General features: G+C 51.2%; 11 protein-coding genes. 7 read left to right on the forward strand and 4 right to left on the reverse strand.

Annotated features, from left to right (window positions below):
* Positions 1–7: 7 nt before the first annotated feature.
* From PHW53_02455 to PHW53_02470, 4 genes are all read right to left on the reverse strand, one after another.
* On the reverse strand, positions 8–1,225 hold the full coding sequence (locus tag PHW53_02455; protein ID MDD4995297.1) for a hypothetical protein: 1,218 nt from the start codon (positions 1,223–1,225) through the stop codon (positions 8–10).
* 35 nt (positions 1,226–1,260) lie between these two features.
* Complete coding sequence (locus PHW53_02460) at positions 1,261–2,316, reverse strand: hypothetical protein (GenBank protein MDD4995298.1); 1,056 nt, start codon at positions 2,314–2,316, stop codon at positions 1,261–1,263.
* A gap of 9 nt (positions 2,317–2,325) precedes the next feature.
* A complete protein-coding gene (locus PHW53_02465; GenBank protein MDD4995299.1) occupies positions 2,326–4,893 on the reverse strand; it encodes an ATP-dependent Clp protease ATP-binding subunit in 2,568 nt (855 codons plus the stop codon).
* Between the two features lie 63 nt (positions 4,894–4,956).
* Positions 4,957–5,508 (reverse strand): LemA family protein, encoded by a 552-nt coding sequence (locus tag PHW53_02470; protein MDD4995300.1) that lies wholly within the window; start codon positions 5,506–5,508, stop codon positions 4,957–4,959.
* 119 nt (positions 5,509–5,627) lie between these two features.
* Between PHW53_02470 and PHW53_02475 the strand changes: the two genes are divergently transcribed.
* The 7 genes from PHW53_02475 to pheT all read left to right on the forward strand — a co-directional run bounded on the left by PHW53_02475 (position 5,628) and on the right by pheT (position 15,820).
* A complete protein-coding gene (locus tag PHW53_02475; protein ID MDD4995301.1) occupies positions 5,628–6,980 on the forward strand; it encodes a phosphomannomutase/phosphoglucomutase in 1,353 nt (450 codons plus the stop codon).
* A 60-nt stretch (positions 6,981–7,040) separates the two neighbouring features.
* Positions 7,041–8,900 (forward strand): hypothetical protein, encoded by a 1,860-nt coding sequence (locus PHW53_02480; protein MDD4995302.1) that lies wholly within the window; start codon positions 7,041–7,043, stop codon positions 8,898–8,900.
* Positions 8,901–8,976: 76 nt separating this feature from the next.
* Positions 8,977–9,759: a glutamate racemase gene (gene murI / locus PHW53_02485; protein MDD4995303.1), complete on the forward strand. Its 783-nt coding sequence runs from the start codon at positions 8,977–8,979 to the stop codon at positions 9,757–9,759.
* A gap of 196 nt (positions 9,760–9,955) precedes the next feature.
* The gene (locus tag PHW53_02490) at positions 9,956–10,966 is read left to right on the forward strand and encodes a hypothetical protein (GenBank protein MDD4995304.1); all 1,011 of its coding nucleotides are present in this window, start codon (positions 9,956–9,958) and stop codon (positions 10,964–10,966) included.
* A gap of 110 nt (positions 10,967–11,076) precedes the next feature.
* The gene (gene rseP, locus PHW53_02495; protein MDD4995305.1) at positions 11,077–12,246 is read left to right on the forward strand and encodes an RIP metalloprotease RseP; all 1,170 of its coding nucleotides are present in this window, start codon (positions 11,077–11,079) and stop codon (positions 12,244–12,246) included.
* 4 nt (positions 12,247–12,250) lie between these two features.
* On the forward strand, positions 12,251–13,273 hold the full coding sequence (gene pheS, locus PHW53_02500; GenBank protein MDD4995306.1) for a phenylalanine--tRNA ligase subunit alpha: 1,023 nt from the start codon (positions 12,251–12,253) through the stop codon (positions 13,271–13,273).
* Positions 13,274–13,384: 111 nt separating this feature from the next.
* Positions 13,385–15,820, forward strand: a complete 2,436-nt coding sequence (gene pheT, locus PHW53_02505; GenBank protein ID MDD4995307.1) for a phenylalanine--tRNA ligase subunit beta — start codon at positions 13,385–13,387, stop codon at positions 15,818–15,820.

The following is a 15,820-nucleotide window of genomic DNA, read 5'->3' on the forward strand; positions in this document are numbered from 1 at the left end:
GCATCATTTATTTTAGTCTCATCTTATTCAGACGGCTGGTTGCCTGGTCAACGTAGAACAGATATTTGCCGTCTGAAGAAAGTGTAATCTGTTTTATGGTTGAAGCGTCTTCCGGCTTGCCCACGGTTGTTTTGCGGCCCGAGGCAAGGTCGATTTTATAAATCGTATCCGGAATGCCGTTCGCGAGGTCGCGCTGGAGTCCAGCGCCTTCAGGAAGATAGTCCGGCACCGCGCAGTATGCCGTGGAATTGTCGGCGAAAGTGCATTTATCCGCCCAGGTATTGACTTTCAGGGATTTTCGGTTCGCGCCGATATTCTCTCCGGAAGCGTCAACGACCCAAAGCACGGGATTATAATTGCTGTCCATATTGTACGCGTTGTACACCATTCGTTCGCCGGTTGGAGACCATTCATAGTCAAACCCCCAGCCTTCAATCACGAGCCCTGGAAAATTTTCATTATTTTTTCCGACCAGGAGCACCTGCTGGCGGTTGATGCCCATGGCTTCGCCAGTTCGCGAGGTAGCGATGATTTGGTTATTTGGCGACCACTTTACCTGTACCTTGTCGCCGTTATTGCCGAGCGGTTCAATGGCTTCGGCGTCGGAGCCGTCCTTATTTGCCACGATGAGCCAGCGATTTTCCTCATCCAGGCCCATGCTTTTCGCCACGATTTTGTCTCCCTGCGGAGAAAAATCAAAATCCTCCCAGTGCTTGGGCAGGGTGATCTGTTTCTTGCTCTGAAGATCGTAAAGAATATTTGAGCCGTCCGGATATTCCAGAATCGCGCTCGCGCTGTCGCCGGACCAGTTCACTTTTTCCACATTATAAAAAGTCTGGGAGGAAAGCGACTGTACCGTGCCGTCGGGGAGCACTTTATTAAGCCGTCCGTTCGTCGGATCGTAGAAATTCATTCCCTGTCCGTCGCCGGAGAGCGCGGCGCTGGAGACGCTGACTGTTGGTGTGAGATTCTCAACCTGCGTGATTCCGCCGGAAGCAATTGGGGAGGCGGTTGGCAAAACCGGCGTCACTCCTTCAGTAACTTCGGTAGTCGGAGTTCCGAGGCCGGCTTCAGGAAGCTCGCTGGTCGGCGTCACTTCTTCTACGGTGGTAATTTCCAGAGTTTCGGCTGGCTTAAAGAAAAAATAATAAACTCCATATCCGGCCGCCGCGGCCGCGGCGATGAAAAGAATTATTATCAATATTTTTTTTAAATCAAATCGCATAATTTCTAAAAATAATTTTTTATTCCGGCGCTCCGTTAGCCGCCGAAGGCGCTTTTGATCGGATCAACGATGTCCGGACCCAAAAGCTTTACCAGGTCGCTGATCATTGCGACCGCGTCGCCCGGAGCGGCGATTGCGAAAATAATAAATCCGATTATCGTGAGCGGCAGGCCCCATTGGATAAACCAGTTTATAAACAAATTGCCGATCACCGCGAAAAGAATCAGCACTTCGGGAAACGAAAGAGGAGTGACCTGATAGCCAAAAAATTTTGTTTTCTTGTTTGAAACGATGCCGCTCGGATCGCCGTTGCCGATAATATTCCCGAGAATATAATCTTTGATATATGAAAGCAGGGTATAAAAAATTCCGATAATCGCCCCGGCGGCACCGCCGCGCAGCAAGTCTTTAAATTTTTTGGCGGTATCCAGAGCGCGCTTGGCCTGCGCCATCGCGACATCCGCTTTTTCCGGAGTGACGGCCTTGGCAAGCGCTGATTGCATGCGTCCGGCGGCAAATTTCTGAACCCTTCCCATTACATCGCCGCCCGCGCCGCCGCCACCAATTTTGCCAAGCTCTCCGCCCAGCCCGCCGATTGCTTTTTCGGTTTGCTGGAGCGTGCTGCCAAGAGAGGAGAGCTGCCCGCCGCCCTTTTTGGCCACTCGTCCGCCGGCCGCGGCTGCTTTGCCTCCGGCCTGCGCCGCGATTCCGGCGCCTTCGGCCGCGGCTCCGCCGCCGACCATAAGTCCGCCGGCCGCCATCATGGGCACGCCCGCTAATGCGCCGAGCCCGGTTGAGCTGGCAGCGGCGCCGGCCCTCGCGATTCCCATGCCCGTGGTGCGCGCCGCTTCTCCGCCGGCTTGCAATGCCTTGCCGCCGGCCTGGGCCGCCTGGCCGCCAACCTCGGCCGCGGTTCCAGCCGCTTGGATGCCTTTTCCGGCAACTTTTGCTCCGCCAGCCGCGACTTTGGCGACTCGTTCGGCTTTTTGAATTTTTTCCGCCGGGCTTTCCTGCCTCATTCTTGCCCGGCTGCGCGCCGCGGCAAACTGCATTGCCATTTCCTCTTGTTCCGGCGTTAATTCCTCCGCCATATTATTGGATTAATCGCTTATGCTTGCGGAAAAACTGAACTTTCCCCGCGATAAGCTGACTTTAACCGTATCTCCTTTGTTTATTTTACCATTTAAAACCATTTCGGACAAAGGATTTTCCACCAAGTTTAGCAGAGTTTTCCGGACGGCGCGCGCGCCCTGCCTACCGGCAGGCAGGCCGTCGCCGGCGTCAATGCAGCGGTCCGCGAGCGCCGGCACGATATTGAAGTTAAATTTAATACGCACGCCGCGGCTTTCCGCGCCAACGGCGATTTGATTAAGTTCTTTCTTTATGATGCTTTCAAGCGCCGTTCGATCCAGGGAATTAAAGTAAATAATTGCGTCGAGCCGGTTTAGCAGTTCGGGCCGGATGCAGTCCTTGAGCCGGGCGTCCAAATCCTTTTTCAGATCGTCGAATTTCATCATTTCCCCATCTGGCCCGCTAAAGCCGATGCGGCCGGTTCCGGCGTCATAGCCAGCGTTTGAAGTAAGGATGATGACAGTATTTTTGAAATTGATTTTCCGGCCGCTCGCATCGGTAATTTCGCCTCGGTCAAGAATCTGGAGCAGGAGAGCCTGCACATCGGCGTGGGCTTTATCAAATTCGTCAAAAAGAACCACGGCATAGGGTTTTTTCCTGACCTCGTCGGTGAATTTATTCCTTTCCTTGTATCCGATATAGCCGGCCGGCGAGCCCAGGAGCTTGGATGCCGAATAGGATTCTTTGTATTCTGACATATTAATAAGCACGAGCGCGTCTTCGCGCGGATATATTTTTGCCGCGAGCGTGCGCGCGAGCTCGGTCTTGCCCACGCCGGTCGGTCCGACAAATAGAAAAGAGGCGAGTGGCCGCGTCGGATCCGAAAATCCGGCCTTGGCGCGGGAAAGCGCGGCGACAAGCTCGTCAATCGCCCGGTCCTGGCCGATGATGGTCTGGCTAAGCGCGTTTTTTAATTCAAAAAACTTCTGATCGCCGCTCGTGAGTTCCTGAGCCGGAATGCCAAGCTGCCGGGATATTACTTCCATAATGTGGCGGTCGGTGAGCTTGCCGTAGGATAGATTATTGCCTTCAGCCTCCTGCCGCGCGGTAATTACCGCGCGTTCAAGTTCTTTTTCTTTTGTCTTGAGGTCAATCGCTTCGGAATAGCGCTCGTCCAAAACCGCCCGCTGTTTAAGTTCGCGGACTTTATTAAATTCGTTTTCCAGCGCGCGGATGCGGACAAGCCGCGGGTCAGCCGGCTGGGAAATTTTTATTCCGGACGCCGCTTCGTCAACGAGATCAATCGCTTTATCCGGCAAAAATTTATCGGAGAGATAGCGCGTTGAAAGTTCAACTGCCGCGCGGATTGCTTGGTTGCTGATTTTAATTCGGTGAAATTTTTCATAATTCGGTCGGATTCCTTCAAGGATGTGCACGGTCTCTTCCTTGCTCGGTTCGCGCACCACGATAGTTTGAAAACGTCGTTCAAGCGCCGGGTCGGATTCAATATGTTTTTTATATTCATCCAGTGTGGTCGCGCCGATGCACCGCAGTTCGCCGCGCGCGAGGGCCGGTTTCAGAATATTGGCCGCGTCAAGCGAGCCGGCGGTTGAGCCCGCGCCGATGATATTGTGCACCTCGTCAATAAAAACAATCAGATTCTTATCGTTGCGGATTTCCTCAATAATCTGTTTGAGTCGCGATTCAAATTCGCCGCGGTACATGGTGCCGGCGACGATGAGCGAAAGATCCAGGGCCAGAATTTTTTTGTCGGCAAGTTCGTCCGGCACTTCACCGAGCGTGATTCGTTTCGCGAGTCCCTCAACAATCGCGGTCTTGCCCACGCCCGGCTCGCCGATCAAAAGAGGATTATTCTTGTGTCTCCGGCAGAGAATCTGCATCAGCCGGACAATCTCATCCTGGCGTCCGATTAGGGGATCGATTTTTTTCTGCATTTCCGGAGATGTGAGATCAATGGAAAAAAAATCAAGCGCCGGAGTTTTTGATTTATCGGTTTGCCGGTAGGCAGAGTGCGCGTCCAGTCCGAGTTCTTCATCCACGACTTCCGCGTCAATCGGTTCGGCGGGCAATGCGCCGATGCCCGGCGCTTCGCCGCGGTCCGCAATTTCGGTAAAGCGGGACGCCATTTTCAGAATATTCTCAATCTGGTTTTTCAGTTTCGCAAGATCGACATGCTGCGCTTTGAGTTCGCGGATTATTGCCGCATCCCGGATCTCCATGAGACCGAAAAGAAGATGCTCGGTGCCCACGTACTTGTGCGAGAAAAGATTTGCCGCCAGCACCGCTTTTTCAATCGCTCGTTTTGCGTCCGGCGAAAGAGTCGGCGTGGGATTTTTTATTTTGGTTGCCGTGTCGCCCGGATTTTCGGAAGAAATATTTTTCCGTTGTCCGGCCGAGGGCCTGAAGTTCGTTTTGTTGATGATTTCATGAGCGATTGATCCGCGCTGTCCGGCAAGCGCGTTCATGAGCCCGAGCGGTTCAATATTTTTTTGATAATTCAAAATCGCGGCCTCCATCGCTCGCGCGAGAACCTGTTTCAAATTTGTAGAAAATTTATCCAAGATGTCAATTTCCATATTCGGCTGGAGATATAATAAGGGTAGAAGAATTCTCCTACCCTTATTGTTGGTTTTGAAATGTTAAAATTTCACTTCCGGAGTTTCACGCTCCATGGCTTCAATCTCAAAGAATTGGTAATTCTTGAAGCCCAGCATCCCAGCAATCATGTTAGTCGGAAATACTTGGATCTTGGTGTTGAAGTCGCGGACATTGCCGTTATAAAAGCGGCGCGATGCCTGCACTTTGTTTTCCGTGTCCGTGAGGTCTTCCTGCAGTTTGGTAAAATTTTCCGAAGCGCGGAGCTGGGGATAGTTTTCCGCCACGGCGAACAATGTTTTCAAGGTCGCGGAGAGCGCATTTTCCGCCTTGGCCGCCTCTTCCGGGGTCTTGGCGCCCATTGCCGCGCTGCGAGCAGCTGTTACATTTTCAAAAAGCTGTTTTTCATGGCCCGCGTAGCCCTTTACGGTTTCCACCAGGTTGGGGATAAGGTCGTGCCGGCGTTTGAGCTGGACATCGATGTCCGACCAGGCTTCATCTGTGCGATTTTTGAGCGTAATCAGGCCATTATAGGTGCCGATGAACCACAGGGCGACGACCGCAAGTACGCCAAGCAGAATGTAGACTATAATCATAATTTTGCTTATTTTAGCGAATATTTTTAAGATATATTCGCCGGTTTGTATTATTTATTAATAAATTATACAATTAGATTGTAGATAAAATTTGCTAATTTGTAAAGGAATTTTTTTGTATGGGCAAGATAAATGAAGGAATTTTCAAGGCTTATGACATCCGCGGCGTTTTTGGGCAGGATTTTGACACTGAAACCGCAAAACGCGTTGGCCGGGCAATGGTTAAATTCACCGGCGCCAAAACCGTGGTTGTCGGCCGGGATATGCGCAAGTCCAGCCCGGAACTTTGTCGGGCGGTGATTGACGGCATTATCTCATCCGGCGCGGATGTGGTTAATATCGGCGAATGCTCAACCCCGACTTTTAATTTTGCCCTGGCCGAATATGATCTCCACGATGCCGGCATCATGATCACCGCTTCCCACAATCCGGCGAAATATAACGGATTCAAGCTTTGTTACGGCGATTCTCTGCCCATCGGCAAGGGTTCGGGCATGGATGAAATTAAAGAACTTGTCATGCGCGGCGGGTTTGAGGACCAGCCGGCCGGAAATGTCGTTGAATCGCCGATTACCGAGGAATATATTAAAAAGATATTTTCGTTCGTCAATGTTGATAAAATCAAACCTTTGAAAATCGTGATTGACGCGGGCAACGGCATGGCTGGGCCGATTCTTAAAAAAATTTTTAAACGCCTGCCGCAGGTTGAAGTGACGCCAATGTTTTTTGAACCGGACGGAACATTTCCCAATCATGAAGCAAATCCGATCAAAGAGGAAAATCTTCGCGACCTCAAAGAGAAGGTGAAAGAAATCGCACCCGATCTCGGCATTGCCTTTGACGGCGATTGCGACCGCGTCGGATTCGTGGACGAACGCGGTGAAACCATATCCGGTGATTTTATCACCGCGCTTCTCGCCAAAGAAATTCTAAAAAAATATCCGGGCGCCATTATACATTATGATCTCCGTTCAAGCTGGGCCGTCCGGGATACGATTTTGGAAAACGGCGGCAAGCCGGAGATGTGCATGGTCGGCCACGCGTTAATCAAAAAACTCATGCGCCAGACCGGCGCGGTTTTCGCGGGCGAGCTCTCCAGCCATTTTTATTTTAAAGATTTTTACGGCGTGGAATCCGGCGATCTTACGATGCTCTATATTCTGACTTTGCTTTCAGGAGAGGGTAAAAATATATCCGAACTCGTTGCGCCGCTTAAAAAATATTTTCATTCCGGAGAAATAAATTTTGAAGTGGATGACAAAGAGGGCAGGATGCGCGAACTGGAAGAAAAATATTCGTCCGAGGCCAAAGATGTTTCTCACATTGACGGCATCCGTCTTGAATTTGAAGACTGGTGGTTCAATGTCCGCGCTTCCAACACCGAGCCCCTTCTGCGCCTCAATCTTGAGGCCAAGACAAAAGAGCTTATGGAAGAGAAGCGGGATGAGATAAGCAAAATTCTGAATTCTTAATTCAGGAAAGGCGAATAATTTAGACATTTTAAGGATATTATTGTAGGATACATTTATATTATGGAAGGAAAATTTGGTGAACAATTTTTGCATCAAAGAGAACCCCAGCTCCACACCTCCAGGTTCGTGGAGCATGAAAAGAAACGAAAAAAGCTCAAGGGTGAAAAAGTATCTCAAAAACCGGCGGAAAAAATCGCCGATTGGTTTAAGGTTATTGAAAAAACCCACATGGGCCACCGCGATGACCCAAGGGTCTTGGAGCGCATCAAGCGTCAGTATCATAAAGAATACGTGATAAAACCCGATGACATTCCCGAAAGCTATTATGAAAACCAAAGGCGGCTTGCCCGCGAACAGGGCCACGGCGACATTGAAATAACCCATGAAATGAAAGACCAGCTCTCCGAAGTAATCGTCGCGGACCAGGAATCAACCCTGGACAACTGGGTGGATTATCTTTCTTCCGAAGACTCGGACAGCTTTCCAACCTGGGCAAAATACTGGGCTTTTCGCGGCATGGTCAAGCTCTCAACCTATGACAAGGAAAAGCACACTTTTGCCAAAAGAAAAAAAGACACGGTCGCGCCGTTCCCCGACTTAAACCGCGAAGCATTAGCTTATGTGGTTGACGCAATCGTTAAAAATGTAAATCAGGAGCATGTCCCGGCCGAAGCCGAAAACCCGGAATTTCAAAAACTTTTACAAGGCGCGAACTTTGGCAGGCTCTATGCCTGGGCAATTGAAAAAGTCACCCCGGCCGAAGAAAGAGAGCTTTTAACCACCGCCGGCCAGTGGATTAAATACGACCGAGGCTCTGACCACATGCCTCTTGTTGAATCTCTTCAGGGCCATGGTACCGGCTGGTGCACGGCCGTTGAAGAAACTGCCAAATCCCAAATAGCGGGTGGCGACTTTCACGTATATTATTCATTTGACAAAGACGGAAAGCCCACTGTCCCAAGAATCGCCATGCGCATGGCAGGCAATAGTATTGCCGAAGTGCGCGGCATTGCGCATGAACAAAACCTTGACCCCAATATCGCCGAAACCAAGATTTTGGACGATAAACTCAAAGAATTTTCTGACGGAGAAAACTACAAAAAAAAGGTGACGGATATGAAGCGCTTGACCGAAATTGAAAAGCGTTGGAAAAAGGCGCAGGATCTCACCAGGGATGATTTGCGCTTTTTGTATGAGATGGATTCCAGAATTGAAGGATTTGGCTACGATGATGACCCCAGGGTTGTAGAGCTTAGAAGCCAAAGAAACCCGGAAGCCGACATGCCCGTTGTTTTTGACTGCGCGCCCGGCGAAATCGCGCGCCATATTAAAGAAATAAATGAAAACACCAAGGTTTTTGTCGGCAAGCTTGAGCCTGGCATATTTGATCAAACGCAAAAATACGGCATTGAGCACCTTTATACCGAATTCCCCGAAAAAAAAATCAGAAAATATGAAATCAAAATCGGCGCAAAAACCCGGGAAGAGCTTGAGCAAGAACTAAAAGAAAAAAACATCTATGTCAGCGATTGGGCAAAATCATTATTAGAGAGCAAAGACTTTCAAGCATCAAAAAACATTGAAAAAGAAAAATTAGCCAGATTAACGGTCAAAGACCTTGGCTTTCCCCGAGGCGCGACCACGGATGAAATCTACAAACGCGGCCAAGAGCTCGGCTTAGAGCTTTGCCCGGCAGAAACCGCCCCGCATCTTAGACTGCAGTATTCGGGCAAAGAATGGCTTATGATTGCCATGAAACAAATTTTTAACCGCGACGGCGGCCTCTTCTTGGCATTCCGCCTGTCCTGGGACGGCGACCAGCTGAAGCTTCGTGGCAATCGTGCTGAGCCTTCTGACAGGTGGTTTTCGAGGCACGAGTTTGTTTTCCGCCTCCGCAAGTTTGAAACTGGGAAACATTGAAGCTTTGTTCGCTTTTGAATCCTTATTTGTTTAAATTTTTCCTACAACCTAATTCCTACAAGCTACCACCTCGTCTATGATTGGCATTTTTGATTCCGGCATCGGCGGCCTGACCGTGGCGCGCGAACTAATGCGGCAGATTCCCGAAGCCGGCATTATATATTTTGGCGATACGGCGCGCTACCCGTACGGCAATAAAAGCAAACAGACAATCGAACGCTACGCGCTCCAGGACGCGCATTTTTTAATTTCCCAGGGCGCGAAAATTATCGTCGTGGCCTGCAACACCGCGTCCGCGCTCGCGATTGACGCGCTGCAAGCCGAAATCAGCCTGCCGCTTTTTGAAGTGATTACCCCGGCCGTGGAAAAAGCGGTCCGCGTTACCGCAAGTAAAAATGTCGGCGTCATCGGCACGCGCGGTACGGTCAATAGCAGTATTTACGCCTCAAAGATCCACGACATTGATCCGCAGATAAAAGTCGCGAGCCAGGCCTGCCCGCTTTTTGTGCCGCTCGTGGAAGAAGGCTGGCTGCGCCGTCCGGAAACCAAAAAAATTGTCCGCGCCTATCTCGCGCCTCTCAAGGCGCAGGGGATCGATACGCTAATTCTGGGTTGTACTCACTATCCATTGCTCAAATCCCAGATTCAGGAAAAAATCGGCCGGCGCGTGAAGCTCGTGGATTCAGCCGAAGAGGTGGTCAGCCGGATTGTCGAATATATTAAGAATAATCCGGCTATTAAGAATCAAATTACCGGGCAGAGCCGCTTTTACTTAAGCGATGTCTCATCCCATACCGAAGGGATCGCCTCAAAATGGCTGGGAAGGGCGGTTAAGTTTGAGCAGGCGGTGGTGGAGTAAAATTTGCTAAATCTAACCAAATTTGACAAGCTCTGCCCATCTGGTATTCTGTTATAGAATGAGAAAAAAGTTTACGCCAATCAAAAAATTATTTCTTGGGACAAAATTCCTCCCCGGCTGGGAGGAATTTTTTTATCAGCCTTTCGGCCCCGGTCCCCCCGGGGCCGATTTTTTTTACTAACATAATAAAAATAATATGACCAAAGACAAAAACATTATCCGGCTCTTTCACCAAATCATCCGGTCGGTCCGAGGCGGGCTTGAAGAGCGGGGATATACCGAAGTGGTTGTGCCGCGGCTCGTGCGCGCGTCCGGCGCTTGCGAAAACATCAATACGCTTTTCGAGGTCTCGGTGGAAGAAGATAAAAATTGGTTTCAGGGCCGCCGGGGATACCTTGCCCAGACCGGCCAGCTTTATCTCGAGGCTTTTGTTCCGTCGTTAAAAAAAGTGTTCTGTCTGGGCCCGAGTTTCCGCGCTGAACCGAGCGTTGACGGCCGGCATCTCACCGAGTTCACCATGGCGGAAATTGAATTCGCCGGCGGATTTGACGAGCTTCTCGCCGAGATTAGCGAAATCATTTGGAGGATCGCTCAGCATTTTGTGCAAAATAAGCCTCTCGCCGCGAGCCTCGGCCTTTCGGCCGAACAGATGGAGAGGCTCAGCCGCGTTCCGCGCAGATTCAAACAGATTACTTACGATGACGCAATTCATCATCTAATCCGCGCGGGCGAGGATATTGAATGGGGAGATGATATCGGCTCGGCGCAGGAGAAGAAATTAGTCAGTGATTTTGGCGGCGAGCCTCTTTTCATCACCCGTTTTCCGGATCCCATGTGGGATTTTAAAAAAAAGATTGAAGTTGAGAAATTTTTCAACATGATACCCGATCCCGAACATCCGGGCCGCGTGCTTTCCTGCGATCTGATTTTGCCCCACGGCGGCGAGGCGGTCGGTGCGGCCGCCCGGATTCATGACCATGCAACCCTGGTTAAAAGACTCAAAAATTCGCGCATGTTCAAACGCCTGATTGACCGCGGCGGCAGCCTGAATGACTTTGAATGGTATATTGAAGCGGTTAAAAACGAGGGGTCCGTGCCCCACGCCGGCTGCGGCTTCGGTCTGGCCCGAATTGCCCAATTTATCCTCGGCAAAGAGGATATCCGCGAATGCGTGCCCTTTGTCGCCAACCGGCAGAATATCATCTAAATACCGGCTTGCCCGCCTTCCACAAAAATGATACTATATGAGAGCATTAAATATTTTTTAATGCTCTCATCCCGAGTCCCCCGCAGTGCGGGGGCGAGGGATCTCTCATTATGCTTCTCACGATTATTATTTTCATCGCGGTTCTCTCCCTGCTGGTCTTTGCCCATGAGCTCGGCCATTTTTGGGTTTCGCGGCTCTTCGGCGTCAAAGCCGAGGAGTTTGGTTTTGGTTTGCCGCCGCGGATTGTCGGCGTGGTCAAGGATGATGCCGGAAAATGGCGCGTCGTCGGCGGAAAAGATGAAGCCGTTTTTAAGCGGACAATCTATTCGCTGAACTGGATCCCGGTCGGCGGATTTGTAAAAATCAAAGGTGAAAGCGGCGAGGCGCAGGGCGATAACGACAGTTTTTCCACCCGAAAAATCTGGCAGAGGGCCTTAATGCTTTCCGCCGGCGTGATTATGAATGTGGTTCTGGCGGCCGGCATTCTTTCGCTCGGTTTTATGCTTGGCCTGCCGTCGGTGGTTGATGATGAACCTCCGACCGGCGCGATCGTGCGCGACCGCGAGATACAGATTCTTTCCGTTCTTAAGGATTCACCCGCCGCCGCGGCTGGACTTGCCTCCGGCGATGTTATTCAAAAAATTGACGGCCGGGATTTTACCACCACCGCTGAAGTGCAGGAATATGTCAGCGGCCGCGAGAATCAGGAAACCGAATTTATTTTCAACCGCCAGGGGACTGAGCTTGTAAAAAAAATCACCCCCGTGAAGCTTGCTGAAACCCCGCATGGCGGGGGCATCGGCATCGGCCTCGCCGACGTGGGCCTGGTTTCGTATCCGTTCCATGTCGCGATTTGGCGCGGCACCCAGTCGGCCGTTTTTCTCACCGGCGAAGTTATTATTGCTTTCGGCGAACTCATCAAAAATCTTGTGGTGAAACAGGAAGTTGCCGTGGATCTCTCCGGACCGGTCGGCATCGCGGTGCTTACCGGACGCGCGGTGCGCATGGGCATTACCTATCTTTTGCAATTTACCGCTTTTCTTTCAATCAATCTCGCGGTGGTGAATTTTCTGCCCTTCCCGGCGCTGGACGGCGGCCGCGTGTTTTTCCTTATCTTAGAAAAAATTCGGCGCCGCCCGGTGAGCGTCAGGCTTGAGAGCCTGATACACAATATCGGTTTTGCCCTGCTTATGGTTCTGGTCGTGCTCATTACTTACCGCGACCTGGTGCGCGCAAGCGGCCAGATTATCGGCGGATTAAAGAAACTAATCGGAGTTTAAATTTATGGACGCGCAGCTGGAAGGTTTATCAAAAAAATTTAATCAGGAAATCGCCGCCGCAAGAGACAGCAGGACGGCCGGGGATATTGAAATTAAATATTTGGGACGCCGCGGTGAATTGACGCGGATTTTACGCGGTCTGGACCGGCTGCCCATGGAGCGTCGGCGCGCCCTTGGAAGCGAAGCCAATGCGCTCAAGGTTCAGCTTGAAAAAATTATTAAAGAAAAAATTAAAACTTTTTCCGCCGCGGAATTCAGGGGACTCGGGCAGAAAGAACGGGTTGATATCACCGCGCCGGCGCGCCGCCGGGTCGGCCATCTTCATCCGGTTTCCATAATTCAGCGCGAGCTCGAAGACCTGTTCCGCGGTATGGGTTTCATTGTTGCCGCCGGTCCGGAGCTTGAATCGGATTATTATAATTTTGAAGCCCTGAATATTCCGCCGCACCATCCGGCCCGCGATATGCAGGATACATTCTATATAGAAGGCCGGGATGATTTGGTTCTGCGCACCCAGACATCGCCGATTCAGATACGCGCGATGCAAAAATACGGCGTTCCGCTCCGCATGATCGGGCCGGGCCGTTGTTTTCGGAATGAAGCGACCGACGTGCGCCATGAGCACACGTTTTATCAGCTTGAGGGGGTCGTAATAAGCGAGGATACGAGTTTCGCCGATATGAAGGGGGTGCTGGAAATTGTCGCGCGGCATCTTTACGGACAAAAAACCGAAGTGCGCTTGCGTCCGAAATTTTTCCCGTTTGTCGAGCCCGGTGTGAACGGCGAGGTCACCTGTTTCTTGTGCCGCGGCAAGGGCTGCCGCCTGTGCAAGGGGAGCGGCTGGCTTGAGATATTCGGCGCCGGCATGATTCATCCGAACGTTCTCTCGGTTGGCGGCGCTGATCCCAAAAAATATCAGGGATTTGCCTTTGGTTTCGGGCTGACGCGGCTCGTGATGCTTAAATATAACATTGACGATATCCGCCATTTCCTAAGTGGCGACCTGAGGTTTATCCAGCAATTTTAGTCAAAAGTTAAAAATCAAAAGTTAAAAGTTGAGTTAAAAGTTTACAAGTTAATTTATAATGGACTTATTGATTTTTGACTTGACTTTAGACTTTTAACTTTAGACTAAGTTATGCTTGTTTCCAGAAACTGGCTAAACGAATATTGCGCCATACCCAAGAGTCTTTCTGACAAAGACCTGGCTTTGAAATTATCTCTTACCGTGGTGGAAGTTGAGGGCTGGCAGGAAGAGGGCAAAAACCTTGATAAAGTCGTGGTCGGAAAAATTTTAAAAGTTTCAAAACATCCGAACGCCGATAAGCTCAAAATTTGCGTCGTTGATGTGGGAACGGAAAAGCTTTCCATCGTCTGCGGCGGAGCCAATGTAGCCGAGGGCATGCTGGTCGCGGTTGCGCGTGTCGGCGCCCGCGTTCGCTGGCACGGCGAAGGCGAACTCCAGGAGCTCGCGCCGGCAAAGATCCGCGGCATTGAATCGCGCGGCATGATTTGCGCGGCCGAAGAGCTCGGCCTTTCCGAAAAATTAAATCCCGAGCACGGTATCCTGGATATCACCGGAACCCGGGCCAAACCGGGCGCCCCGTTTGCCAGGGCTCTCGGCCTGACCGACACGATTTTTGAAGTTGACAACAAGTCGCTCACGCACCGGCCCGACCTCTGGGGTCATTACGGCATGGCGCGCGAATTATCCGCAATTTACGGCGGAAAATTAAAACCCGTAGATTTGCAGAAAATCAAATCGCCCAAAAAGGGGACAGCCAAAAAATTAAAAGTAAAAATCCTGGACAGCGCCCTCTGCCCGCGTTATATGGGGCTCGTGATTGATAATATTAAAATCGCCGCGTCGCCGGTCGTCCTGCAGAAAAGGCTCGCCGCGCTCAATGTCCGGCCGATCAATAATATAGTTGACGCGACAAATTATATTCTTCTTGAGCTCGGGCAGCCCTTGCACGCGTTTGATTATTCCCTGATTCCGGGCGGCGAAATCATGGTCCGCCGGGCCGCGAGGGGCGAGAAGATTACAACGATTGACGAAATTCCGAGGAATCTTGATTCCGAAATGCTTGTTATCGCGAACGCCAAAGGGCCGGTCGCGGTTGCCGGCATCATGGGCGGCCGCGACAGTGGAATCAGCGGCGCAACGAAAACAATCGTCATTGAATCCGCGAATTTTGAGCCGTATTCAATCCGCAAGACTTCAACCAGACTCGGACTCCGGACCGAATCATCAATTCGGTTCGAAAAAAGTCTTGATCCCAATCTTGCGGAAACCGCGATTCTCCGCGCCGCCAAGCTCATTATGGAAATGTGCCCCGAGGCGCGCATCGCCTCGCCGCTTGTCGACGCGGCCAAATTTTCCCTGAAGCAGGGGCCGATCAAACTCAGTTTAAAATCATTTGAAAGCAAAGTCGGCCTCAAGCTTCCGCGCGCCCGGGTGGCCTCAATATTAAAAAGTCTGGGTTTTGTATCGGCCGGCGCCGGCGACATCTTGAATGTAAAAATTCCAAGCTGGCGGGCGACCAAAGACATTGTCATTGCCGAAGATCTGATTGAAGAGGTTCTGCGCATCCACGGCTATGACAAAGTAAAATCCCGTCTGCCCAAATTTGAAATCACTCCGCCGCCCCAGAGCCCTCTGCCGGTTTTTGAGCACCGGGTCCGCGATATACTTGCCGGGCTGGGCGCGAGCGAGGTTTATAATTATTCCTTCATCAGCGAACGGGATTTATCGCGCCTCGGCATTGACGACGGATGCATAAAAATAAAGAATCCGATTTCCAGGGAAGAGGCCCTGCTCCGTCCGAACATGCTCCCCAATTTAATTAAGAATATCTCGTCCAATCAGCACTCTTTCCCGGATATCATGGTCTTTGAAATCGGAAGCGTCTATCTTAATAAACCGAGCGATATCATCGCCGATCCGAAAAAGAAAACCTATCTGCCCGAAGAAAAGCGTCGGCTGGCGGCGGCGGTTATGAATCAGGGCGGCCGGGATCCGTTTGAGCAGGCCCGCGATCTTGCGGCGAATTTTTTCTATGCCGTCGGCATCGATTGCAAGTTTAAGCCGGTCGCAAGCCCCAAGCCTTATGAACACCCGGCCCGCACGGCCTACATTTTTGCCGGCGAGAAGCTCGTGGGCAAGGTATTTGAACTTCATCCGGCAAAAGCAAAGGAATTCGGCGTGAACGAACGGGTCGGCTATTTGGAAGTGGAGCTTGAGCCCCTGCCCGAGCTTATCGTTGGCCGAAACGTCAAATTTTACCCGCTCGCCAGGTTTCCGTCGGTCCGCCGCGACATCGCCCTTGTTTGCTCGGAAGGCCTGCTGTACAATGAACTTGAGGCCGCGATCCGCGGAGCCAGCAGTCTCGTCGCGGGCATTGAACTTTTTGACACTTACCGCGGCGAGAAAATTCCGCAAGGCACCAAAAGTCTGGCCCTGCATCTGGAGCTCCGTCACTCCGAAAGGACGCTCGAGGCTCCGGAGATTGACCGTGAAATTTCAAAAATACTGTCGTCGCTCGCCGCGAAGAAGATTTCACTGCGAAAATAA

This window comes from Patescibacteria group bacterium, assembly GCA_028710985.1.
GTDB lineage: Bacteria > Patescibacteriota > Patescibacteriia > JAHJFT01 > JAHJFT01 > JAQTTB01.

Bases quoted from the DNA above. Each gene is read 5' to 3' on its own strand.
- rseP (MDD4995305.1), top strand. From the start codon at position 11,077: ATGCTTCTCACGATTATTATTTTCATCGCGGTTCTCTCCCTGCTGGTC.
- PHW53_02460 (MDD4995298.1), bottom strand. From the start codon at position 2,316: ATGGCGGAGGAATTAACGCCGGAACAAGAGGAAATGGCAATGCAGTTT.
- PHW53_02465 (MDD4995299.1), bottom strand. From the start codon at position 4,893: ATGGAAATTGACATCTTGGATAAATTTTCTACAAATTTGAAACAGGTT.
- PHW53_02475 (MDD4995301.1), top strand. From the start codon at position 5,628: ATGGGCAAGATAAATGAAGGAATTTTCAAGGCTTATGACATCCGCGGC.
- pheT (MDD4995307.1), top strand. From the start codon at position 13,385: ATGCTTGTTTCCAGAAACTGGCTAAACGAATATTGCGCCATACCCAAG.
- pheS (MDD4995306.1), top strand. From the start codon at position 12,251: ATGGACGCGCAGCTGGAAGGTTTATCAAAAAAATTTAATCAGGAAATC.
- PHW53_02490 (MDD4995304.1), top strand. From the start codon at position 9,956: ATGACCAAAGACAAAAACATTATCCGGCTCTTTCACCAAATCATCCGG.
- PHW53_02455 (MDD4995297.1), bottom strand. From the start codon at position 1,225: ATGCGATTTGATTTAAAAAAAATATTGATAATAATTCTTTTCATCGCC.
- PHW53_02470 (MDD4995300.1), bottom strand. From the start codon at position 5,508: ATGATTATAGTCTACATTCTGCTTGGCGTACTTGCGGTCGTCGCCCTG.
- PHW53_02480 (MDD4995302.1), top strand. From the start codon at position 7,041: ATGGAAGGAAAATTTGGTGAACAATTTTTGCATCAAAGAGAACCCCAG.
- murI (MDD4995303.1), top strand. From the start codon at position 8,977: ATGATTGGCATTTTTGATTCCGGCATCGGCGGCCTGACCGTGGCGCGC.